This is a genomic window from Streptococcus sp. HSISS3 (assembly GCF_000448605.1).
GTDB classification, from domain to species: domain Bacteria; phylum Bacillota; class Bacilli; order Lactobacillales; family Streptococcaceae; genus Streptococcus; species Streptococcus raffinosi.
The window spans coordinates 697,780-716,935 of sequence record NZ_CM002130.1 but is presented as its reverse complement, the minus strand read 5'-3'; the positions used below and the strand labels follow the sequence as shown (position 1 = coordinate 716,935).

Sequence of the window (19,156 nt, the reverse complement as noted above, 5' to 3'; positions counted from 1 at the left end):
GGACTCCCTTAATACTCCACTTCCAACTCCGTACAGAAGAGACTTCCGCTCAGATGAAGTCTCGTTTCAACTTGTTCTAAATCAGATTCAAAACGATCCACCTTTACAGATGATAGGGGATGTGAGATTCCAGTGGTGTCCATGACACAACCATGAGGAAGTCGAATATGAACTTCACCAAACTTAGCATCAAGATGAACTGCTACCTGACTTGATGCAAAGCTGGCTTGACTCAAATCCATCCACAGCTCACCGAAAGCCATATTCATATCAACCGTTTCGACTTCTTGAGAATAGATGCGATACCTATCCTCAGTCATATATGTTTTAACAGAAATATGTGGTCCTTCTTGGTCGTTCTTATTGACCTTATAGTCTTTAGTGAGACCCTTCTTTTGCCTATTGCCATAGAGAAACTCTAAGGCCAAACCTATTAGAAAGATACCGCTAAAGAGTTTCCACTGTGCAAAATCGAGATCTAACAAGTCATGAACATAGGGTGATAAGAAGGCCAAACCAAGAAAAATAAGGAGAGGTCGCCTATTCAAGATACCAAAACAAATGACGGCCACGAAGAAGACCAGATTATAATTGACCATGATCCAAAAATCTGGAATAAAGGCACTAGCGATAAAACAAGCTGCTAGTAAAAACAACAAGAAGGACCGAAGATTAAAATGTTCCATAAGAAAACTCCTTTCTAAAGAAATGATTGCAATTTTCCAATTATTTTCACTATCAGTATAGCACTATTTGTAAACGTATTCAATGTTATAAGAGAAGGATTTGCAAGAAAAAAAGAGCTTTCGCTCTTTCATCATTTTCAATGTTTGATAGTTACTTGTCCAAAGGATACAGATCCTGTTAGAGAAACTGTAGTGCTTGATAACTCTCGCTCTCCTAGACTATCATAGCCTTTCACTCCTGCTAGGCTTGTATGAAGCCCATCTGTATCCACTTGCCAACCCTTGGGCACTCGAATGATAACCTGAGAAAAATTTGCCTGAACCACAATCTGAGGTCGGTCCGTCATAAACTGAGCCTGACGCAAATCAAGGGTCAAACGCCCAAAATCAGCATTGGCATAGACAGTCTCAAGGTTTTGAGAAGTCACCACCTGAACAGATTCTGAAAAAAGACTCTTGGCAAAAATCTCACGTTCACGTCCTTTAGTCACTTTATAAGACATATTTTTCTTAAAACCTGGCTTGCTAAAACGGTCTACCGCAATGCCCAAGATAAGAATCCCTACAAAGAGGGTCCATTCCGAATAGTCCAAGCGAAAAAGGTCATGGATGTAGGTTGATAGAAAGGCCAGCCCCAAGAAAAAGAGAAACTTACCCTTAGACTGCCAACTCAAAAGCACAAAAAACAAGGCCAAAATCAACTTATAATTAAAAGCCAAATACAAATCTGGAATAAAAGCTGTCGCAATAAAATAGGCCGCAATGATTAATAAGGTAATAACACCTGAATTAAAGCGTTTCATAACAGGTCCTCCCTAAATTCTGTCCTTAAGTTTTTCCACAAAGAGGTAGGCCGCTGGACAAAAAAGCGTATTTTTGATGGTCAGATGATTGATCTGATAGATTTTCTTGCGATCCGTGTGCGGAAAGGCTGCACAGGCCTTAGGACGGACATCATAAATATCACAGAGATTATCAGGCCCTAAGAAGGGACAAGGCATAGACTTGAAGACCTTGTCGCCATCCTCATCTACCTGAAGGTACATCTCCTCGAAAGCAGGTAACTTCATGCGAAAATGCTTAGCAATGCGAGTGATGTCCTGCTCTGTAAAGTCAGGACCAAGTGTCTTACAGCAATTAGCACACTGGGTACAATCAATCTCCTGAAAGACTTCATTGTGCACCTCCTGAACAATCTTATCTAAATTTTTAGGAGCCTTCTTCTTAAGTTGTGCTAGAAACTTACGGTGCTCCCCCTGCTTTTGACGTGCCAATTCCTCGTAACGTTTGACATCAATAGTCTGTGACATGTGTTTTCTCCGATGATTTATAATTCTTTCATCTATTATAGCATAAAAGAAATAGAGCCTAGCATGAACTAGACTCTATGTCAATTACATCGTTACGATTCGACGATAGGAACGAGACGTTAGGGCAAAAACCAAGATATAGGCTAGGAAGAATACGCCACAAACAATGATAGTAACCACTAACATAAGACTTGGATTAAGAACTCCAATGATACGCACAATCAAACTGATCATATGATAGGCAAAGGCCAAGTGAATAAAGGCAAAAATCAAGGGGAGGAAGAAGACAGTAAGGACTTGCTTTCCAATGGTTTGCTTGACTTGGAGGTCGTCCAAGCCAATCTTTTGAAGAATAACAAAGCGCTCACGATCCTCATAACCCTCGGAAATCTGTTTATAGTAAATCACGAGAACTGTGCCAAGCATGAAGATGATGGATAGGAAAATGCCGATAAAGAAGGTTCCACCAACAAAGCCATTTACCATGCCTTCTGCATCATATCGGCTATTTGCAGTGAAGTAAGACTTAGGGAGGCCAGTAGTTTGTCCAGCTAACTGTTGTGTTTCTTTATCCGTGATTTTGTCTAGCAAATTTGAATTTTTCTTGGCATCATGTGAAGGGTCTTTGACATTAACACCAACATAGGTAGCTTGGGTGGTTGCTGTTCCTTTGATACTTTCTTGAAAATCATCCATATCAGGAACAACAAGGTAGCTATAATCAGAAACTATGACTGTAAAGAGGTTGGGTACTTTACCTTTAAGAAAGTCATTAAGGCTATCATGGATCTGGTAGGTTTGACTGTTGACAGACAAACTCTTTTGATCTTTTAATGTTTTATTTTTAGTAAATAAGCCAACTTGATTTGAAGTCAGATTGAGGTCTTTACCTGTTAATTGTTTATAAGTAGATTGTGAGAAGACAAGAAAAATTGACTTTGGTAGAACTTTTCTTTCATTCTCAGTAAAGATGGTTAGCTTGTTTTTTCTTGTTCTTTGATACCAAAGTAGAGGTAACTTGCTTCCACTTTTCTATTTACCTGATTTCCCGTCTGTACTAAGAAATCATCCATAGCTTTCCGTGTACTTGTTAAATCTACATTCGTCCCTGTAACTGAGTAATCATGCGGAGCAGAACTCGCCAGATAGTCTTTTTTTCCAGCATAAATACTTGCAGCACCTACAAGTGTCACCAAAACCATACTTGAGAGAATGGCAATGGTCGCCAGCCCAACTGCATTTTTTTTCATCCGAAAGACAAGGTTGGAAATGGAAATCATATTATTAGGCTTGTAATAGTAGTTCTTCTTCTTTTTCAAGAGTTGCAGAACAACTGTTGTCCCGGCATTAAAGAGAAGGTAAGTTCCTAGAATGACCAGTAGAACAGCTAGGAAAAAACTCATAATAGCCGTTACTGGATTCTGAACAGAGAGAGCAAGATAGTAACCATACCCCATAGCACCAAGTCCCAAAAGGGTTTGAATAACTAGGAAACGTCCCTTTTTTTCACCCTTAAGGCCATCTTTAGTTAATTGTAAAGGATTAAGACGTAGCAATCGGAAACCATTTACCAAAACCAACAAACTAAAAATACAAGCAAAGATGACAAGAACAATAGGAATTGTCATTACTTGAAAGGTTGAAACTAAACCAGTACTTTCACCGATAAGCCTTTGAAGAAAAGCATAAATGAGTTTATCGAAAAGTGCCCCCACACCTATACCTAGAAGCAAAGTCACAAAACTCATAATCACTGTTTCTTTTAGAATCATACTAAAGAGGTGACGCTTCTCTAAGCCTAGCACACTATAGAGACCAAGCTCCCTTGAACGATTTTTCATAACAAAGCTATTGGCATAAAGAACAATAATTCCAGAGGATAGGGCGACAATTCCAAGTCCCATCCCCAAAACCATCTTGATAGCATCTGCCCCAGTCAAGTCATCCAGATGAGGATTAAGCGTTAAAGATGTAAAGATATAGGTAATGGCAATAGCCAGAACAGTTGCTAAAGCAAAAGGATAATAAAGCTTACGATTTTTTATGAGATTGGACAAAGCCAGTCTATTGGTTAGACGAAACATATTAGTTCACCTCACTTGCCATTGCAGTTAGTGTATCGGAAATTTCCTGGAACATTTGATGTTCAGACTTATCTCCTTTGAAGATTTGATTATAAAGAATTCCATCCTTGATAAACAAAACACGCTTCGCACGACTGGCGGCAGCCGTCGAGTGAGTTACCATGAGAATGGTCTGACCGCTGGTATTGATGGCATCAAAGACATCTAAGAGTGCCGCTGAAGATTTGGAATCCAGAGCACCTGTTGGCTCATCTGCTAAGAGGATTTCTGGTTGAGTGATGATTGCACGCGCAACCGCAACCCTTTGTTTTTGCCCACCTGAAATTTCATAAGGGTACTTCTCTAGTAAGGAATGAATTCCCAGTTGACGACTAATTGCATCAACTTGTGTCATCATTTGCTTAAGTGGGCGACGAGAAAGAACCAAAGGTAGCAAGATATTATCTTTAACGGATAGGGTATCCAAGAGGTTGAAATCTTGGAAAACAAACCCTAATTTTTCACGACGGAAACTGGAAGCATCCTTATTTTTGATTCTTGCTGTATCCATACCATTAAGATAGACACGCCCTGCCGTTGGTTTATCAAGCATGGCAAGGATGTTGAGTAGGGTTGATTTTCCTGAGCCGGACTCACCCATGATTGCAACATATTCACCCTTTTCAACCGTAAAATGGATATCTTTAAGGGCTTCAACCTGATTTCCCTTGAATCGTGTTTTATAGATTTTTTTAACATGTTGAACATCTAGTAATGTCATAATAAGCTCCTTTATTTAATAGATTTGGAAGAGATTTTAGGAACCTCTTACTTAACTTCTGATACCATTTTATAGAAAAAGCAGGGCTACAACCATAACCCTTGCTTTCATTTCTGGTCTTATTTCTTACACTTTTGTAAGTTAGTAATCAATAGCCAACTTCTGCTTTTGAAAATGAATGGAAACGGTGGTTCCTTGTCCTACTTGAGAGCTAATACTAATCTCATGTCCAAGCTGATCAGCAATCTTCTTAGAAAGATAGAGACCTAACCCAGACGACTGCTGAGTCAAGTGGCCATTGTAACCTGAAAAACCACGCTCAAAGACACGTAAAATATCACTATTTTTAATACCAATCCCTGTATCTTTAAGATAAAGCCTATTATCTTTGAAGTAAATATCAATACCACCACTCTTTGTGTACTTCAAACAATTTGACAAGACCTGCTCAATGATGACTAAGAGCCATTTTTCATCTGATATAACCCTAACATCCAAGTCATGTAGATTAATCGTTAACCCTTTTTGAATAAAGAATAGACTATGCTTTTTAACAACTTCTTTAACCAAGGGTTCTAATGCGACCTGTCTCAACTGCAAATCATCATGAAAATTTTCCAAACGTAAATACTGCAAGACCAAATTGGTGTAGGCATCAATCTTGAAGACCTCTTGCTCCAAGAGAGCCTTGGTTTTACTATTCCTAACATCCTGAAGTAATAATTGACTGGCTGCTATTGGTGTCTTGATTTGGTGAACCCAGAGCGTATAGTAGTCCATCAAATCTGTATAGCGCTTGCGCTCCTCCTCAGTCTGAACCATCTGACTCTCCCTAGCATTTTCCAAGGCCTGAGCTAGATAAAACTCTAAAGGACTTAACGGAGTAATTTCTTCATAAAGATAAGCTGCTTTTGACGTTTTGAAGGATCTACTCAGGTCCCAAATAACCATGATGACGCTCACAAATGTCAAAATTGTCAAGGCATAATAAAGAACATCTGCCACCTCTTCAAATAAAAAGGCAAACAAAAGCAAGATGAGGCCGTTAAAGATAAACACTAGATAGAAAGGTAGACGAGACCTAATCTGATATTTGATAAATTGACGCTTATCCATCATGACGCAACCCGTAACCGACACCTTTCTTGGTTTCAATAAAATCCTTCAAACCAACTGCCTCTAACTTCTTACGTAAACGTGCCACATTGACAGACAGGGTATTATCATCAATAAAGAAGTCACTGTTCCAAAGCTCCTTCATAAGGTCTTCCCGACTAACGATATTTCCAGCATGGTCGAAGAGAACTTGTAAAATCTGAAACTCGTTCTTGGTCAAAGAAACGACTTCTCCCTGATAAACCAGATCCATGGCCTTAAGGTTCAGAATCACACCCATATATTCCAAAAGACTCTGATCCTTTCCAAACTCATAAGATCGGCGCAAAAGCCCTTGAATTTTTGCCAAGAGAACATTTTGGTCAAAGGGTTTAGTCACAAAATCGTCCCCACCCATATTGATTGCCATAACGATATCCATGGCCTGATCCCTGGAAGACAAGAACATAATAGGCACCTTGGAGACCTTACGAATTTCCTGACACCAATGATAACCATTAAATAGTGGTAAACCAATATCCATAAGAACCAAGTGGGGCTCTACTTTTACAAAAATAGATAATACTTCCATGAAATCTTCAACAAGAACAACTTCGTAACCCCACTGTTCTAGCATTTTTTTGACTTGTTGACGGATAACCTCGTCATCCTCCACTAATAAAATCTTATGCATAACTCAACCTCTTTCATTTCTCACTATTATAACAATAAATACCCCAAGAAACGACCATTCTCAACAAATCTTACAATAATGTTAGATTAAATTTTCCAACTTTTAAAATAGTGCGTTTTCATAGGAAAAATCCTTTGAGTCTTCAAAGAAAATATAGTATTATAATAGAGTTGATGTTGGTTTATCATCAACCAACGACAGCTTCATCGAACAATGAGAAGATTACTTATTTATGTCACGAATTGGCGTGACGTTTCTACAAGGTGCCGTAACACCTAACAATAAGTAAGTCATAAAGTTATCAAAAGATTTTACCGTCTTTTTATGATTTTAAAGGCTTGCTTTGCAGGCCTTTTTCTGTTATTCGATTGGTTTGATCTTTGTCAGAGTCTCAATGGAATCTGAGAAAATCAACATACACTATAGTTACATTTTTTATAGGAGGTAATATGAAATTACTGGAAGACCGCATTCTCAAAGATGGGAATGTCCTTGGGGAGAACATCCTCAAAGTTGACTCTTTCCTTACTCACCAAGTGGACTTTGATCTCATGCGTGAGATTGGAAAGGTCTTTGCTGAAAAGTTCAAGGATGCAGGCATCACCAAGGTGGTGACGATTGAGGCATCTGGTATTGCTCCAGCCCTCTATGCTGCTGAGGCTTTGGATGTCCCTATGATCTTTGCTAAGAAGGCTAAAAATATCACCATGAATGAAGGGATTCTCACTGCTGAGGTTTACTCCTTCACTAAGCAGGTGACTAGCACTGTCTCTATCGCAAGCAAGTTCCTCACTCCTGAAGATAAGGTTCTCATCGTTGATGACTTCCTAGCTAACGGCCAAGCTGCCAAAGGCTTGATTCAAATCATCGAAGAAGCTGGCGCACACGTCGAAGCGGTCGGTATCGTTATTGAGAAATCTTTCCAAGATGGTCGTGCCCTTCTGGAAGAAGCTGGCTATCCAGTCGTTTCACTTGCTCGTTTGGATCGTTTTGAAAATGGTCAGGTCGTATTTAAGGAGGCAGACATCTAATGCAAAATAAAGAGAAACATTCGCAGGCGGCGGTCCTAGGACTGCAACACCTACTTGCCATGTACTCGGGATCAATCCTGGTTCCAATCATGATTGCTGGAGCCTTAGGGTATTCAGCTCATGAATTAACCTACTTGATTTCCACCGACATTTTCATGTGTGGTGTAGCAACCTTCCTCCAACTTCAACTTAATAAATACTTCGGTATCGGTCTTCCAATTGTTCTTGGGGTTGCCTTCCAGTCAGTAGCACCACTTATTATGATTGGTGAGAAACACGGTAGCGGTGCTATGTTTGGTGCTCTTATCGTTTCAGGGATTTATGTTTTCCTCATTTCTGGCGTCTTCTCAAAAGTGGCCAATCTCTTCCCTTCTATCGTTACGGGATCTGTCATCACTACTATTGGTTTGACCCTCATCCCTGTGGCTATCGGAAATATGGGGAACAACGTTGATAAACCAACTGGTCAAAGTCTCTTCCTTGCAGCTATCACCGTTCTCATCATCCTTTTGATTAATATTTTCACTAAAGGATTTATCAAATCCATCTCAATCTTGATTGGTTTGATTGTCGGTACTGCTATCGCAGCAAGCATGGGCTTGGTTGACTTCTCACCAGTGGCTGCGGCACCTATTGTCCACGTGCCAACACCATTCTACTTCGGAATGCCTAAGTTTGAGTTGTCATCAATCATCATGATGTGTATTATCGCTACCGTGTCTATGGTTGAATCAACTGGGGTTTACTTGGCCCTCTCTGATATTACCAAAGAACCACTCGATAGCACTCGCCTTCGTAACGGTTACCGCGCTGAAGGTTTGGCTGTTCTCCTTGGTGGACTCTTCAACACCTTCCCATACACTGGTTTTTCACAAAACGTTGGTCTTGTGAAATTGTCAGGTATCAAGACTCGCTTGCCAATCTACTATGCAGCTGGTTTCCTTGTTCTTCTTGGACTCCTTCCTAAGTTTGGTGCCTTAGCGCAAATCATCCCAAGCCCAGTCCTTGGTGGCGCTATGCTTGTTATGTTCGGTTTTGTTTCTATCCAAGGGATGCAAATCTTGGCACGTGTTGATTTCGCCAACAACGAACACAACTTCTTGATTGCTGCGGTATCAATCGCTGCAGGGGTTGGTCTTAACGGCAGCAACCTCTTCAACAGCCTACCAAATGCTTTCCAAATGTTCTTCTCAAACGGTATCGTCGTTGCAAGCTTGCTTGCCATCGTCCTCAATGCCATTTTGAACCATAACAAAAAAGAAAATAACACAAGAACACCTGAGTCACTTGACTTAGGTGTTTTGTCATGCAATAAAACAGATTGAATCCAAGTCATAACTATAGTACAATGAAAATACAAATGTTTGAAAAATTAATTTAGAAAGGAAAACAGAATGCACGAAACACATTCTCTCCGTGAGCGATTTCTTGTTTTCTTCAAGATTTTTGTGCCCATACTGATTTATCAGTTTGCCAACTTTTCGGCAGCCTTTGTGGACACTACCATGACTGGTCAATACGATACCCTACACTTGGCGGGGGTAGCCATGGCAACGAGTTTATGGAGTCCTTTTTTCACCTTTTTAACAGGTATAGTCTCTGCCCTAGTTCCTATTATCGGACACCATCTAGGAGCAGGTCGCAAGGACCGAGTGGCACCTGATTTCTATCAATTTCTTTATATGGCCTTGGGCCTATCACTTATCCTCTTTGCCCTCGTTTTTCTGGGGGCGCCCTTGGTTTTGAATCATCTAGGTTTAGAACCTTTGGTCAGAAAGGTAGCCCTTGGTTATTTACGCTTTTTGAGTCTTGGTATTATTCCCCTCCTACTCTTTAGCGTGGTTCGCTCCTTCCTTGATGCGCTTGGCCTCACGCGCCTTTCCATGTACCTCATGCTTCTGCTCCTACCTCTCAATGGTTTCTTCAATTTCCTCATCATCTATGGCATTGCTGGTTTACCAGAGTTAGGGGGAGCTGGAGCTGGGCTTGGAACTTCATTGGCTTACTGGGCCCTTCTCCTTATTTCCATCTCGGTTATCAGAAAGCATAAAAAGGTTAAACCCTACCACATTGAAAAGATTCAACCCCTTGATAAAGTAGCTCTGCTTGACGCCCTTAAACTAGGTCTCCCTATTGGTGGAACGGTCTTTGCGGAAGTCGCCATCTTCTCTGGTGTTGGTCTGATTATGTCTAAGTATCCGTCACTAGTGATTGCTAGTCACCAAGCAGCCATGAATTTCTCAAATCTCATGTATGCTTTTCCTCTCAGCATTTCCAGTGCCATGGCTATCATTATTTCCTACGAATTTGGGGCCAGACGCATGGATGCCGTCAAGAGCTACAGCAAGCTGGGACGGTTAACAGCCCTAGGATTTTCTATCTTTACCTTGATTTTCCTCTACTTCTTGCGTTATGATTTGGCTGAACTTTATGGGCATGAGCCTGACTTTTTGAGAATGACGGCCATTTTCATGACCTATAGCCTCTTCTTCCAAGTGGCAGATGTCTTTGCGGCTCCGCTTCAAGGAATCCTGCGTGGCTATAAAGATACCAAAGTACCTTTTTATCTCGGTGTCCTAACCTACTGGGGCATCACCCTCCCAGTTGGCTTCCTGCTTGAAAAAGCCACTGGCCTTGGTCCCTATAGTTACTGGATTGGTCTGATTGCCAGTCTTATCGTCAGTGGTCTCTGTTACCAATGGCGTTTAAATAAGATCGTTAAGCGTTACGAATTTCATCGTTGATATACCTTAAGCAGTCTCATCAGACTGCTTTTTATCTGCTCAAATCTTGATAACAAAGAAAAAGCCTCCTGCATATTGAAAACAGATGAACTGTTATCAATACACAGAAAACTTTTTTATGAGTGATTCTTTAGATTCAGATTTTCCTACAGCATTACCCAGATGAACTTATTAATGAAAACAAAGTTGTTTGATATGAAAAAAAGTGTCACAAAGTCCAGCCGGATCAACTAGGGCACTATAGAACATGACTAAACCACATAGTGCTAAGAAATGATAAAAATAAACGACCTTCTCTCCTGTTTTAGGGAGTAAGAGAAAAGACCAAAACCATAAGCCACAAATCGTTACTAATATGATTATTTTATCAACGCATTCCATAACAATTTCTCCATCATAGAAGATTTAGCACAATAAAATAGCCCAAAGGACTATCTGAATATTATCATAAAAACCTAACAAGTGCTGTCATATTCCCTAAGGGAAATCTCGGGGATTTTGTCGCTAGTTTTGTTTGAGTAAGTTTAGACATATAATATCATAATTGGGAGGTTGGGGAAGACTATTATTACACAAAGTACAATAATGTTTACAGACACCAAAACTTGTAATTAAAGGGAAAATCAATTCTTTACACTTGTTAGATTTCTCACTACTATAGTGTACTACTTTTTTGGTTTGATGTGTAAAACAATTTGTATAAAATTGTAAAAAAATGTAATGAAATGTCACTTTTTTGTCCTGAATGGTCATATCACATGACATGTTAGTTCTTGTAGCACATGGATTTTCCAATATTGAAACGCTCATTATTAAAGAGGCTGGCTCAAAAGAAACCAACCTCCTAAATAAATTGTTAAAAAGCACTTAAACATGATGATTCGATTGTCAGATAGAGCCCCAAGAGCAAGCCAAACTAGAACTTTTGCAATTTCAATGCTTTTGTCCTGTATATCAGTTTATGCAACTCTCATCAGTCCACCTGATCAAGCAAGTAAGCATAACCTTCTTTTTCCATATCTGCCTTAGGAACAAATCGTGTTGCGGCACCATTGATACAATAGCGCAAACCACCTTTATCGCTTGGACCATCTGGAAAGACATGCCCTAGATGGGAGTCCCCCGCACGACTACGGACCTCGATACGTTCCATATTGTGAGAATAATCTTCCTTGTAGTTGGCTACCTCAGGACTAATCGGATGGGAAAAACTGGGCCAACCACAGGCAGAATCAAACTTGTCCTTGGATGAAAAGAGAGGTTCACCAGTCACCACATCCACATAGATGCCAGGTTCAAACTGATTCCAAAGGGGACTCGTAAAGGCACGTTCCGTCCCATTTTCCTGAGTAACCGCATAGGCTTCGGGACTCAGATTTTTCTTAAGATCCTCCTGATTTGGCTTGTGATAGGCACTGGCATCAATGACTGGAGTTGAGGCTTGATTGACATTGATATGGCAGTAGCCCTTAGGATGCTTCTTGAGATAATCCTGATGGTATTCCTCAGCAGGAATAAAGTGTTGCAAAGGCAACAACTCAACCGCCAAAGGCTGACCGTATTGTTCGGACATTTCTTGGAAAACTTGCTTGATGACTGGTAGATCATTGTCATCTGTGTAATAAACACCCGTGCGGTACTGACTACCCACATCATTGCCCTGTTTATTTTTGCTTAGAGGGTTGATGATACGGAAGTAATGTAGCAAAATCTCTCGCAATGACACTTGGCTGGCATCATAAGTCACCTGAACAGTCTCAGCGTGTCCCGTCTGACCAATGAGCTCATAGCGAGTGGTCTCACTACGTCCATTAGCATAACCCGAAACAGCATCTAACACACCAGGAACACGTGAAAAGTATTCCTCCACGCCCCAGAAACAGCCACCAGCAAGATAAATAGTATGTTGATTTAGCTTAGCCATCTGTATAACTCCTTTCACAAGATAATCTTTCTCTACGCCTTAAGTGTAACGCTTTTCAGCAAATTTCGCACTTATAGCGACTTGGGAAGAGAAAAAATCCCACCACATTGTGATAGGATTCAAATAGATGACTTTATTACCTTGATAAATCTACAAATAAACAGACTGACAGGTAATCAATACATCAGGTAACAACTGGACAACAATTCCTTCATCAGGATTTTCAGAATCATCAAATAGAAATGCTAGTTCTCCAGTTCTTTCGATGTACAATTCACTTAAACTAAATCTCTGTTTACTTTCAATACCGAATTCAGCTATCAACAAGGATTTAAGCTTTTCTATTTGTTTATCCTTTTCCTCTAAAAACTGAGAGTAAACCGACTCTTGTTGTTCAGTAATACCATCATTTTCATAGTACGCAGAAAAATCTACAGGAACAATTTGAGATTGTGAAAACAAATTTACTTCAAGCTTGGTGTAATACCCAAAATCAAATTCTAATTCACCAAATTTTGACTCTATCATGATTAATTACCTTTCTTTTCATTTAATTCTTTACATTTCGCAATTCCACCTTTATGTGGAATTGCACCGTGGGCATCTATAGGTACCAGATCTAATGTTTTCATATCACTTCTCTCATGATAGGTAAGATTATTTTCTTTTCTATATGCTTTTGCCTCTTCAGGACTGACTCCCATTTTGATAGCTAATTGTAAATCAGCTTGTTTAAAATTTTTATCCCTATTTTCTGAAAAATTTTTTATTTTAAAGCTTTCTTTAGCTAAAGGTGTAAAATCTGGTTCACCATTTTTAAACGTAATTCCATCAATACCATATGGTTGAAATATTTCCTTAATCGTTTTCTGTTCTGGATTAGTAAGTTTATTCTGCGGGACATAGTTTGGATCAGGAGTCCATTTCGAATTTCCAGGCTCACCAGTCCAGTTGCCATTTGTGCTAGGAATAAATTGCTTTTCAAAATTATTGTCATTTATTTTAAAAAGTGATTTTGTAAAATTTTTAATGTCTTGTCCAGACAATTTATCCTTTGGGAGAATACTTTTAAAATTATCGGCAGTATTTTTTACAGCTTCAAGATTTTTCCTTCCATTAGTATACGCCCCCTTCTTTTGTTTGAACTTCTACAAAACGTTTAAATAGGTTTTCGTAAGAGGAATCTCGAAACTGATGTTCTTCAATTACCAATGCCAAGATGATATTAATCGTTTCTTTAGGGTAAGATTCGATAGGTAGTTGGAAGTTATGTACAACAGTGTCAACCCAATCATGAATATCGTCTTCATCCTTTGATTTCTCGATTGCCCTATTAGCATCTAGCAATTCATACACAAGTTCTCTCAAACTCTTCAAATTAACATCTCCGCCAGAATCATTAACTTCCATAAGAAGCCTCTTAATCTTTGAGCTGATATTTGAATTTAATATCAATTCACTTACACTAGAATAATCTACATGCTTACCTTTGGTCATCCAATTTGTTATAAGATAATCTAAAATAACCGATTTGACATTGTTGGCTTTGAAACTTTTAGACGTAGCACTTCCTACAAATGTATTCTGAAATGTATCAGAATCATGCTCAACTTTTTCAACCTTACATAAAACTGGTTGAATCCATTCATTTTGATAGACTGCTGCAACTCCCTTTGGTAGTTTGGCAAGTTCTATGATTTGATCATCGTTTAGATTAGCTGACTTACCTACTAATTCACGATCTGAAAAATCAGGTAATCGCATGATAATCTTAGTATTGGTATTTCGAATAACTGATAAGTCCATTAATCCTGGAGCTTGATCGGCAATAATAAATCCTTCTCCATATGTGCGCATTTCAGCAATGGCATTTGCCAACATCTCCACACTTTTACCTAAGAGATTAGCTGATTCAGACATTTGTTCTGTTGATGTGCGTTTTAGAAGGTTATGAGCTTCTTCAAGTACAGTGATGTGTTTTAATTCGGCATTCATATCCCCACTAGTCATGCGATACTCTTGCAATTTCAAAACCAAAATCCCCATTAGCAAAGATTTTGTCTCAGTGGAACCGACTCTACTAAGATCAACAATGACATTCGTATCAAATAGATGCTCATTTGTGAGTTCCTCATTTGAGAAGATAAGTCCATTAATACCGTTTGTAAGAGACTCAATTCGAGTTAGTAAGGCTCCCTTGTAAGCACCTTTATTCTCATCATCATATTCACTGGAATCAATTATCGCCTTAATATTGTCTGCTATATCATTGAAGTTTGGATACAGTCTACCATAAGGGTTGGTTGATTCAAGGAGATTCCATCCACAATCCTGATAAGATTGTTCTACAGCTTTTTTCAAAACCGCTGGCATAGCCGCATACATCGGCCAGCACACATTGAAAATTTCGACTAGCCTATCTAGATGCTCTAAGATATGAATTTCTTTAGGGAAACTAAAAGGATTCAACCTCAACAAAGGTGTTAACTGAGGATTCGTTCCATAAACTGAAACATCGTCGTGATTACCAAAGATATGCTTATATTCTCCTTTTGCAGGTTCAACAACTAGGAATTTCAAGCCATTCTTTCTACCTTCATTAAGAAGTTGATAAATCGTATTACTCTTACCAGAACCCGTACTTCCTGTTACAAAAACATGAGAAGCCAAAGAGTTTTGTCTAAGGTTAACAGGTACATCTTCCTTATGATACATATGGAAAATATCTCCTAAATGAAGCATCTTATTAGTAACATCTTCTTCATCAAATTTAGCAATATTTCGTCCGAACTCTGCACACTCTAAAATCGGTAGTCCAGGAATAGATTTTCTAGGAAAGTTCAATGAAAAGGCTAATTCTTGACCAGTGAGAGGTACTGTTGACGTCACGATAGATGGATAGACATTAAAGGTTGAATCAGCTAATAACAGATTAGGGTTTAATCCAAATAAAGGGTGGCGTAATTCTCTAAGATAAGATACAATTTCCTCTGCATCACCACTGCTCTCACCTAAATCTCCCCTCCATAAATTAACTGAAGACTGACTCATGAATGATTCTTCACCTTGGGTCAAAGCTAAATAAGTGTGAGCAACATTATTGGCAATATTTTGATCCTCACTGAGTACATAGGCAGCAAACTCCCACATGCCCATAGCTGTTCCTTTTTCTAAACGTTTCATCTGTTCTTCAAGGACCTTAAGAGCGTGAGAAATATTATGATTGGTAAAGGACTGGGTAATGCCCTCGTTCTTACCAACAGTAGCAGTCACATTTGAGGCACGCGCAAAATTAGCACCGATATTAGAACCTAAGTTAACACCACTTGAAGAGCCTAAGGTTTGTCCAACCGTTTGTGATAGGGCACGACTAGCAGTTTTAGCAAGGGCACGGCTAACAGTTTTTGCAGTTGATTGACCAATAGAGTCTGCAGTACTTGTTCCTTTATTCCAAGTGTGATGGTAATCACCACTTCCTCCTAGACCAACAAATACTTTTTTTATCGGGAAACTGATATTAGCATTTATAGATCCGCCAACATTATCTGATGATCCTTTATTTGTCCCATCTGTATGGGAAGTAATTGTACTCTCATTCTGTCCAGACGAATCAGTTTGAGATTGACCACTAGTTTGCGTATCCCCGGCAGATTGGTTAACTGACTGATTCTTACCGTGTTGAATACCTGCACTGGCTCCTACATTAACACCAAAAGTAGCCATAGAGGTCGTTGCATCTGAAGAAGTGAAAGTATAGTTAGTTTGCCATTTTTCATATGGTGCTAGGGCTGAAAATAGCTCAGATAAGCGCAACTTTCTATTTTCTATATCTTGGATAGGACTTGCTAAAAGGATTAAGGTATAGTTTTCGGATGGTTGTGACGGAATGATTCCATCAATCAATTTTTCAATAGTTTGACTAATAAATTTTTCTGATTTAGCAGTTGGTAAATTAGACACCGTTGCCACCGAATAAGGCTTAGAGTTTGCTAGACAAGGAATCCTTCCAATTCCCTTTTCATTCTGAACTGTAGATCCAGGAAAGTTACCTTTAATGGCTTCTAACAATCGCTTGCGATAATTTTCGACATTAACATTATCAGAATCATTCTTAGTATTTACCACAGCTAGAAAAACTTCTGTATTAGTCTCAGTTCGATTGAAAACCAGAGCAATATTACAGTCTTCATTAGAAAGCACTTCATAAACATTAACGAGCTTTTCTAAACTATTTTCTTTTTTGTCTACGACCCATTTTGTGATATTGAAATACCTGATATTGTATGATTCTTGGAAGTCCGTACCAAATTCTACCTTATTTTCGATAGGAACATAGAGTTCTTTTATCTGTTCCAAATACGAATTAAAAATTTCTACTCCACATGAAGCTAATAAACGATTCGTTAATTCCTCATCACTAATATTAGGTTGATCAGCTAGATATTTCTCTCTTTGCTCCTCAACTTGTTTGAGTTGCTCTGGGCTCAGAGCTGATAGTTTCGCCACCTTATCAGCAGCCTTGGCCCCTACCTTATTAATAATGTTTTTTATTCCCATAAGATTCACCTACAAAAAACTATTTCCAAGTAATCATACGTTTAATCTGGTTAGTATAATTTTCAATCTGTTGTTGTTGCTCTTCTAAACTTGCAACTTCGTTTCTTGTTCTCTGAATTTTCGCATTTAAAGCACTCAATTCTGGACTAAATTCAATAATATTTTGGACAATTATACTTGTGAGATTAAATAGCCACATTTTAAAAGCTTTTTCATGCTCTGAACAAATACTTCCAGCAAATTCCGTCATTTTTGATCTAAATAAATCATTAAAGGTCCTCTTAAGACCAGACGCATTAACTTTACTTGATCTCAAAGTAAAATCACCCAATCTAAAGACATAACTGAGTTCTTCTTTACTAAATTTTTCAAGATTCAATTGACCAAAATCTATCTCTTCATAAGATAAAATCAATTGAGAAAGCTTTTGACGTTTTTCTGGTTCAAGGCCCAAATCACCTGAAATAATAGCCTCGAATTGAGATTTTATTTCAGAAGCATGATTAGCCCAAAAAGTGCTAGAAATACGTTCAAACTCTACCCTTGAAAAATAAAGTTCTTCTACAAATTTATTTCTAAAATAGTCAACTGTTTGCGCAGAAGCTAGATTCTCTAAATTGATTTTCTTTGTCTTGTTCTCACGTGTAACACTGAGATAGTTACTAAACTCATTACTGATATTGCCTAATTTCAGATTACTAATATCAATTTGTTGATGCTCAGTCAAATTTAACGTTGCATTCAATGAAAGTATCTCAGTCTGTATGTCATTGAAACGGTTTAGAACATCATCTTTATTAATTTGTTTCATGAGATCTGCTTGGAAAATCTTCATTTCTTTTGGATACTGAATCAAAAGGTCATTTTCCATTGACAACGAAGTAGATTTCAAACTTTCAACAATGACGAGTTTTTGGTCATCAAGATTAGCCTCCAATTCAGCCTCTCTGCTATGTAAATCTTCATTTTTCTCAGTTATTACAGCGTTAGTTTTTATCAAAAGCTTATCTAATAAAGCTTTTGCCTGCTGGCACTTATCATAGTGTGAATAGCGGTCAACAAAAGTTTTTATGGTATCTTCAATAGTCAATAAACCACTGTTTGCATAGATGAGGTCTGAGCTTTTTTCAGCAGTTGCTCGAACGGTACTAGACATTTGTCTTGGAAGGATATCGAACTCATACAATTTCTTATAGTATTTCGTTTCAGGATTTGAATATTTTTCTCTATAAGTATCAAATTGCTCAGAGTAAAACTCTCCCTCAAGATGACCTTTTAACTTCGCTCCAAGTCCTAAAATTGAAGACACGTAATAAATGCCTTGAGCATATAATTCTCTTGGAACGGCTTGATTCATAATCTTGTTTCTAAATGAATCACGTTTAAAATTAGTCAGACTTAAATCTGCAGCCTCAGCCTTATTAACCACAATCATGGTGAACCGTTCATCTAATCCATCTACTGAAATAAGCTTTTCTTTTAAGTTACTGTTATCTGTGCTATCCAAGGAACTACTGTCAGTTACAAAAACTGGCAAGCCATTTGACATACCAGCCATAGCATTTACAAGAACTTCTGAATGTTGACTATTTGTTGATGAATTAGAACCCGGAGTATCAAATATCGTAATTTTTGAGCCTACTTCTCCTAAAATACCTTTTGAAAACGGAACATTAATTTCGATTAAATCTCCAACACCTTCATCAGCAAAATCATTGATAACTTCTAATACTGCATGTAGTTTTGAAATGATTGAATCAAAAGAATCAAGCAGGATATCATTAACTTCCTTACCAAATGGATCAGTGACATTCAATCCATCACAAAATACTTGGTCATCATGGAAAGTAAAAATAACTCTTTCATCCTTATATACAAAAGAAATCTTAGCACGATCTTCATAAGAACTAGCTGTAACTTTATAGATTTTAGCGGTCACAGGAGTCTCAGCACTTGGGAGTAATTCCTGTCCAATCAAGGCATTGATAAAAGTTGACTTCCCTGCACTATAGGTTCCTAAAACACAGATAGGAACTGTGTCTCCTGAGGCATCTGAAAAGCGTTTTAACTGTGTTTCAATCTCCTTGTTGCTCTCCCCAATATTCTTTATAATCAGTGGCTCAAGATTTCTAAAAATACGATTGATTTCTGGCAGAACATCACGCGCATTCTCTAAGTAGTTTGTTGATGATGACAAAATGATATTTGAAAACCGCTCATCTTTTAAAGCCTCTTCTAACTGTTGCTTCTCATCATTAGGCCCTTCAAAAA

The 19,156-nt window shown here is 38.5% G+C and carries 14 protein-coding genes, 1 pseudogene and 1 riboswitch; of the genes and pseudogenes, 3 read left to right on the top strand and 12 right to left on the bottom strand.

Annotation, left to right across the window (positions count from 1 at the left end; genetic code table 11):
- Positions 1-8 precede the first annotated feature (8 nt).
- The 7 genes and pseudogenes from HSISS3_RS03470 to HSISS3_RS03440 form a co-directional block, all read right to left on the bottom strand.
- Entirely contained in the window at positions 9-686 is a 678-nt protein-coding gene (locus HSISS3_RS03470) for a hypothetical protein (protein WP_021151706.1), read from the bottom strand.
- 137 nt (positions 687-823) lie between these two features.
- A complete protein-coding gene (locus HSISS3_RS03465; RefSeq protein WP_021151705.1) occupies positions 824-1,489 on the bottom strand; it encodes a hypothetical protein in 666 nt (221 codons plus the stop codon).
- 12 nt (positions 1,490-1,501) lie between these two features.
- The gene (locus tag HSISS3_RS03460; RefSeq protein ID WP_014621752.1) at positions 1,502-1,996 is read right to left on the bottom strand and encodes a YkgJ family cysteine cluster protein; all 495 of its coding nucleotides are present in this window, start codon (positions 1,994-1,996) and stop codon (positions 1,502-1,504) included.
- Positions 1,997-2,080: 84 nt separating this feature from the next.
- A pseudogene (locus tag HSISS3_RS03455) lies at positions 2,081-4,080 on the bottom strand (ABC transporter permease).
- A gap of 1 nt (position 4,081) precedes the next feature.
- Entirely contained in the window at positions 4,082-4,840 is a 759-nt protein-coding gene (locus HSISS3_RS03450; RefSeq protein WP_021151702.1) for an ABC transporter ATP-binding protein, read from the bottom strand.
- A 141-nt stretch (positions 4,841-4,981) separates the two neighbouring features.
- The gene (locus tag HSISS3_RS03445; protein WP_021151701.1) at positions 4,982-5,956 is read right to left on the bottom strand and encodes a sensor histidine kinase; all 975 of its coding nucleotides are present in this window, start codon (positions 5,954-5,956) and stop codon (positions 4,982-4,984) included.
- The gene (locus tag HSISS3_RS03440) at positions 5,949-6,629 is read right to left on the bottom strand and encodes a response regulator transcription factor (protein WP_004182305.1); all 681 of its coding nucleotides are present in this window, start codon (positions 6,627-6,629) and stop codon (positions 5,949-5,951) included. The genes HSISS3_RS03445 and HSISS3_RS03440 overlap by 8 nt, the downstream gene beginning before the upstream one ends.
- Positions 6,630-6,835: 206 nt before the next feature.
- A riboswitch (purine riboswitch) is annotated at positions 6,836-6,931 on the top strand.
- 147 nt (positions 6,932-7,078) lie between these two features.
- Here HSISS3_RS03440 and HSISS3_RS03435 point away from each other — a divergent pair.
- The 3 genes from HSISS3_RS03435 (at position 7,079) to HSISS3_RS03425 (ending at position 10,404) form a co-directional block, all read left to right on the top strand.
- On the top strand, positions 7,079-7,660 hold the full coding sequence (locus HSISS3_RS03435; protein WP_004182304.1) for a xanthine phosphoribosyltransferase: 582 nt from the start codon (positions 7,079-7,081) through the stop codon (positions 7,658-7,660).
- Positions 7,660-8,985 carry a nucleobase:cation symporter-2 family protein gene (locus HSISS3_RS03430; RefSeq protein WP_021151700.1) on the top strand — a complete coding sequence of 442 codons (1,326 nt, stop codon included), beginning with the start codon at positions 7,660-7,662 and terminating at the stop codon, positions 8,983-8,985. Before HSISS3_RS03435 ends, HSISS3_RS03430 begins: the two co-directional genes overlap by 1 nt.
- Before the next feature lie 69 nt (positions 8,986-9,054).
- Complete coding sequence (locus HSISS3_RS03425) at positions 9,055-10,404, top strand: MATE family efflux transporter (RefSeq protein WP_021151699.1); 1,350 nt, start codon at positions 9,055-9,057, stop codon at positions 10,402-10,404.
- A gap of 973 nt (positions 10,405-11,377) precedes the next feature.
- Here the strand turns inward: HSISS3_RS03425 and msrB are convergent.
- The 5 genes from msrB to HSISS3_RS03395 all read right to left on the bottom strand — a co-directional run bounded on the left by msrB (position 11,378) and on the right by HSISS3_RS03395 (position 19,082).
- Positions 11,378-12,328, bottom strand: coding sequence for a peptide-methionine (R)-S-oxide reductase MsrB (msrB, locus tag HSISS3_RS03415; RefSeq protein WP_021151698.1), 951 nt, complete (start codon positions 12,326-12,328; stop codon positions 11,378-11,380).
- A gap of 150 nt (positions 12,329-12,478) precedes the next feature.
- On the bottom strand, positions 12,479-12,856 hold the full coding sequence (locus tag HSISS3_RS03410) for a hypothetical protein (RefSeq protein ID WP_021151697.1): 378 nt from the start codon (positions 12,854-12,856) through the stop codon (positions 12,479-12,481).
- Positions 12,857-12,858: 2 nt separating this feature from the next.
- Positions 12,859-13,374: an HNH endonuclease gene (locus HSISS3_RS11280; RefSeq protein WP_021151696.1), complete on the bottom strand. Its 516-nt coding sequence runs from the start codon at positions 13,372-13,374 to the stop codon at positions 12,859-12,861.
- 70 nt (positions 13,375-13,444) lie between these two features.
- Complete coding sequence (locus HSISS3_RS03400; RefSeq protein ID WP_021151695.1) at positions 13,445-16,885, bottom strand: ATP-binding protein; 3,441 nt, start codon at positions 16,883-16,885, stop codon at positions 13,445-13,447.
- A gap of 19 nt (positions 16,886-16,904) precedes the next feature.
- On the bottom strand, positions 16,905-19,082 hold the full coding sequence (locus HSISS3_RS03395; RefSeq protein ID WP_021151694.1) for a dynamin family protein: 2,178 nt from the start codon (positions 19,080-19,082) through the stop codon (positions 16,905-16,907).
- Positions 19,083-19,156 lie beyond the last annotated feature (74 nt).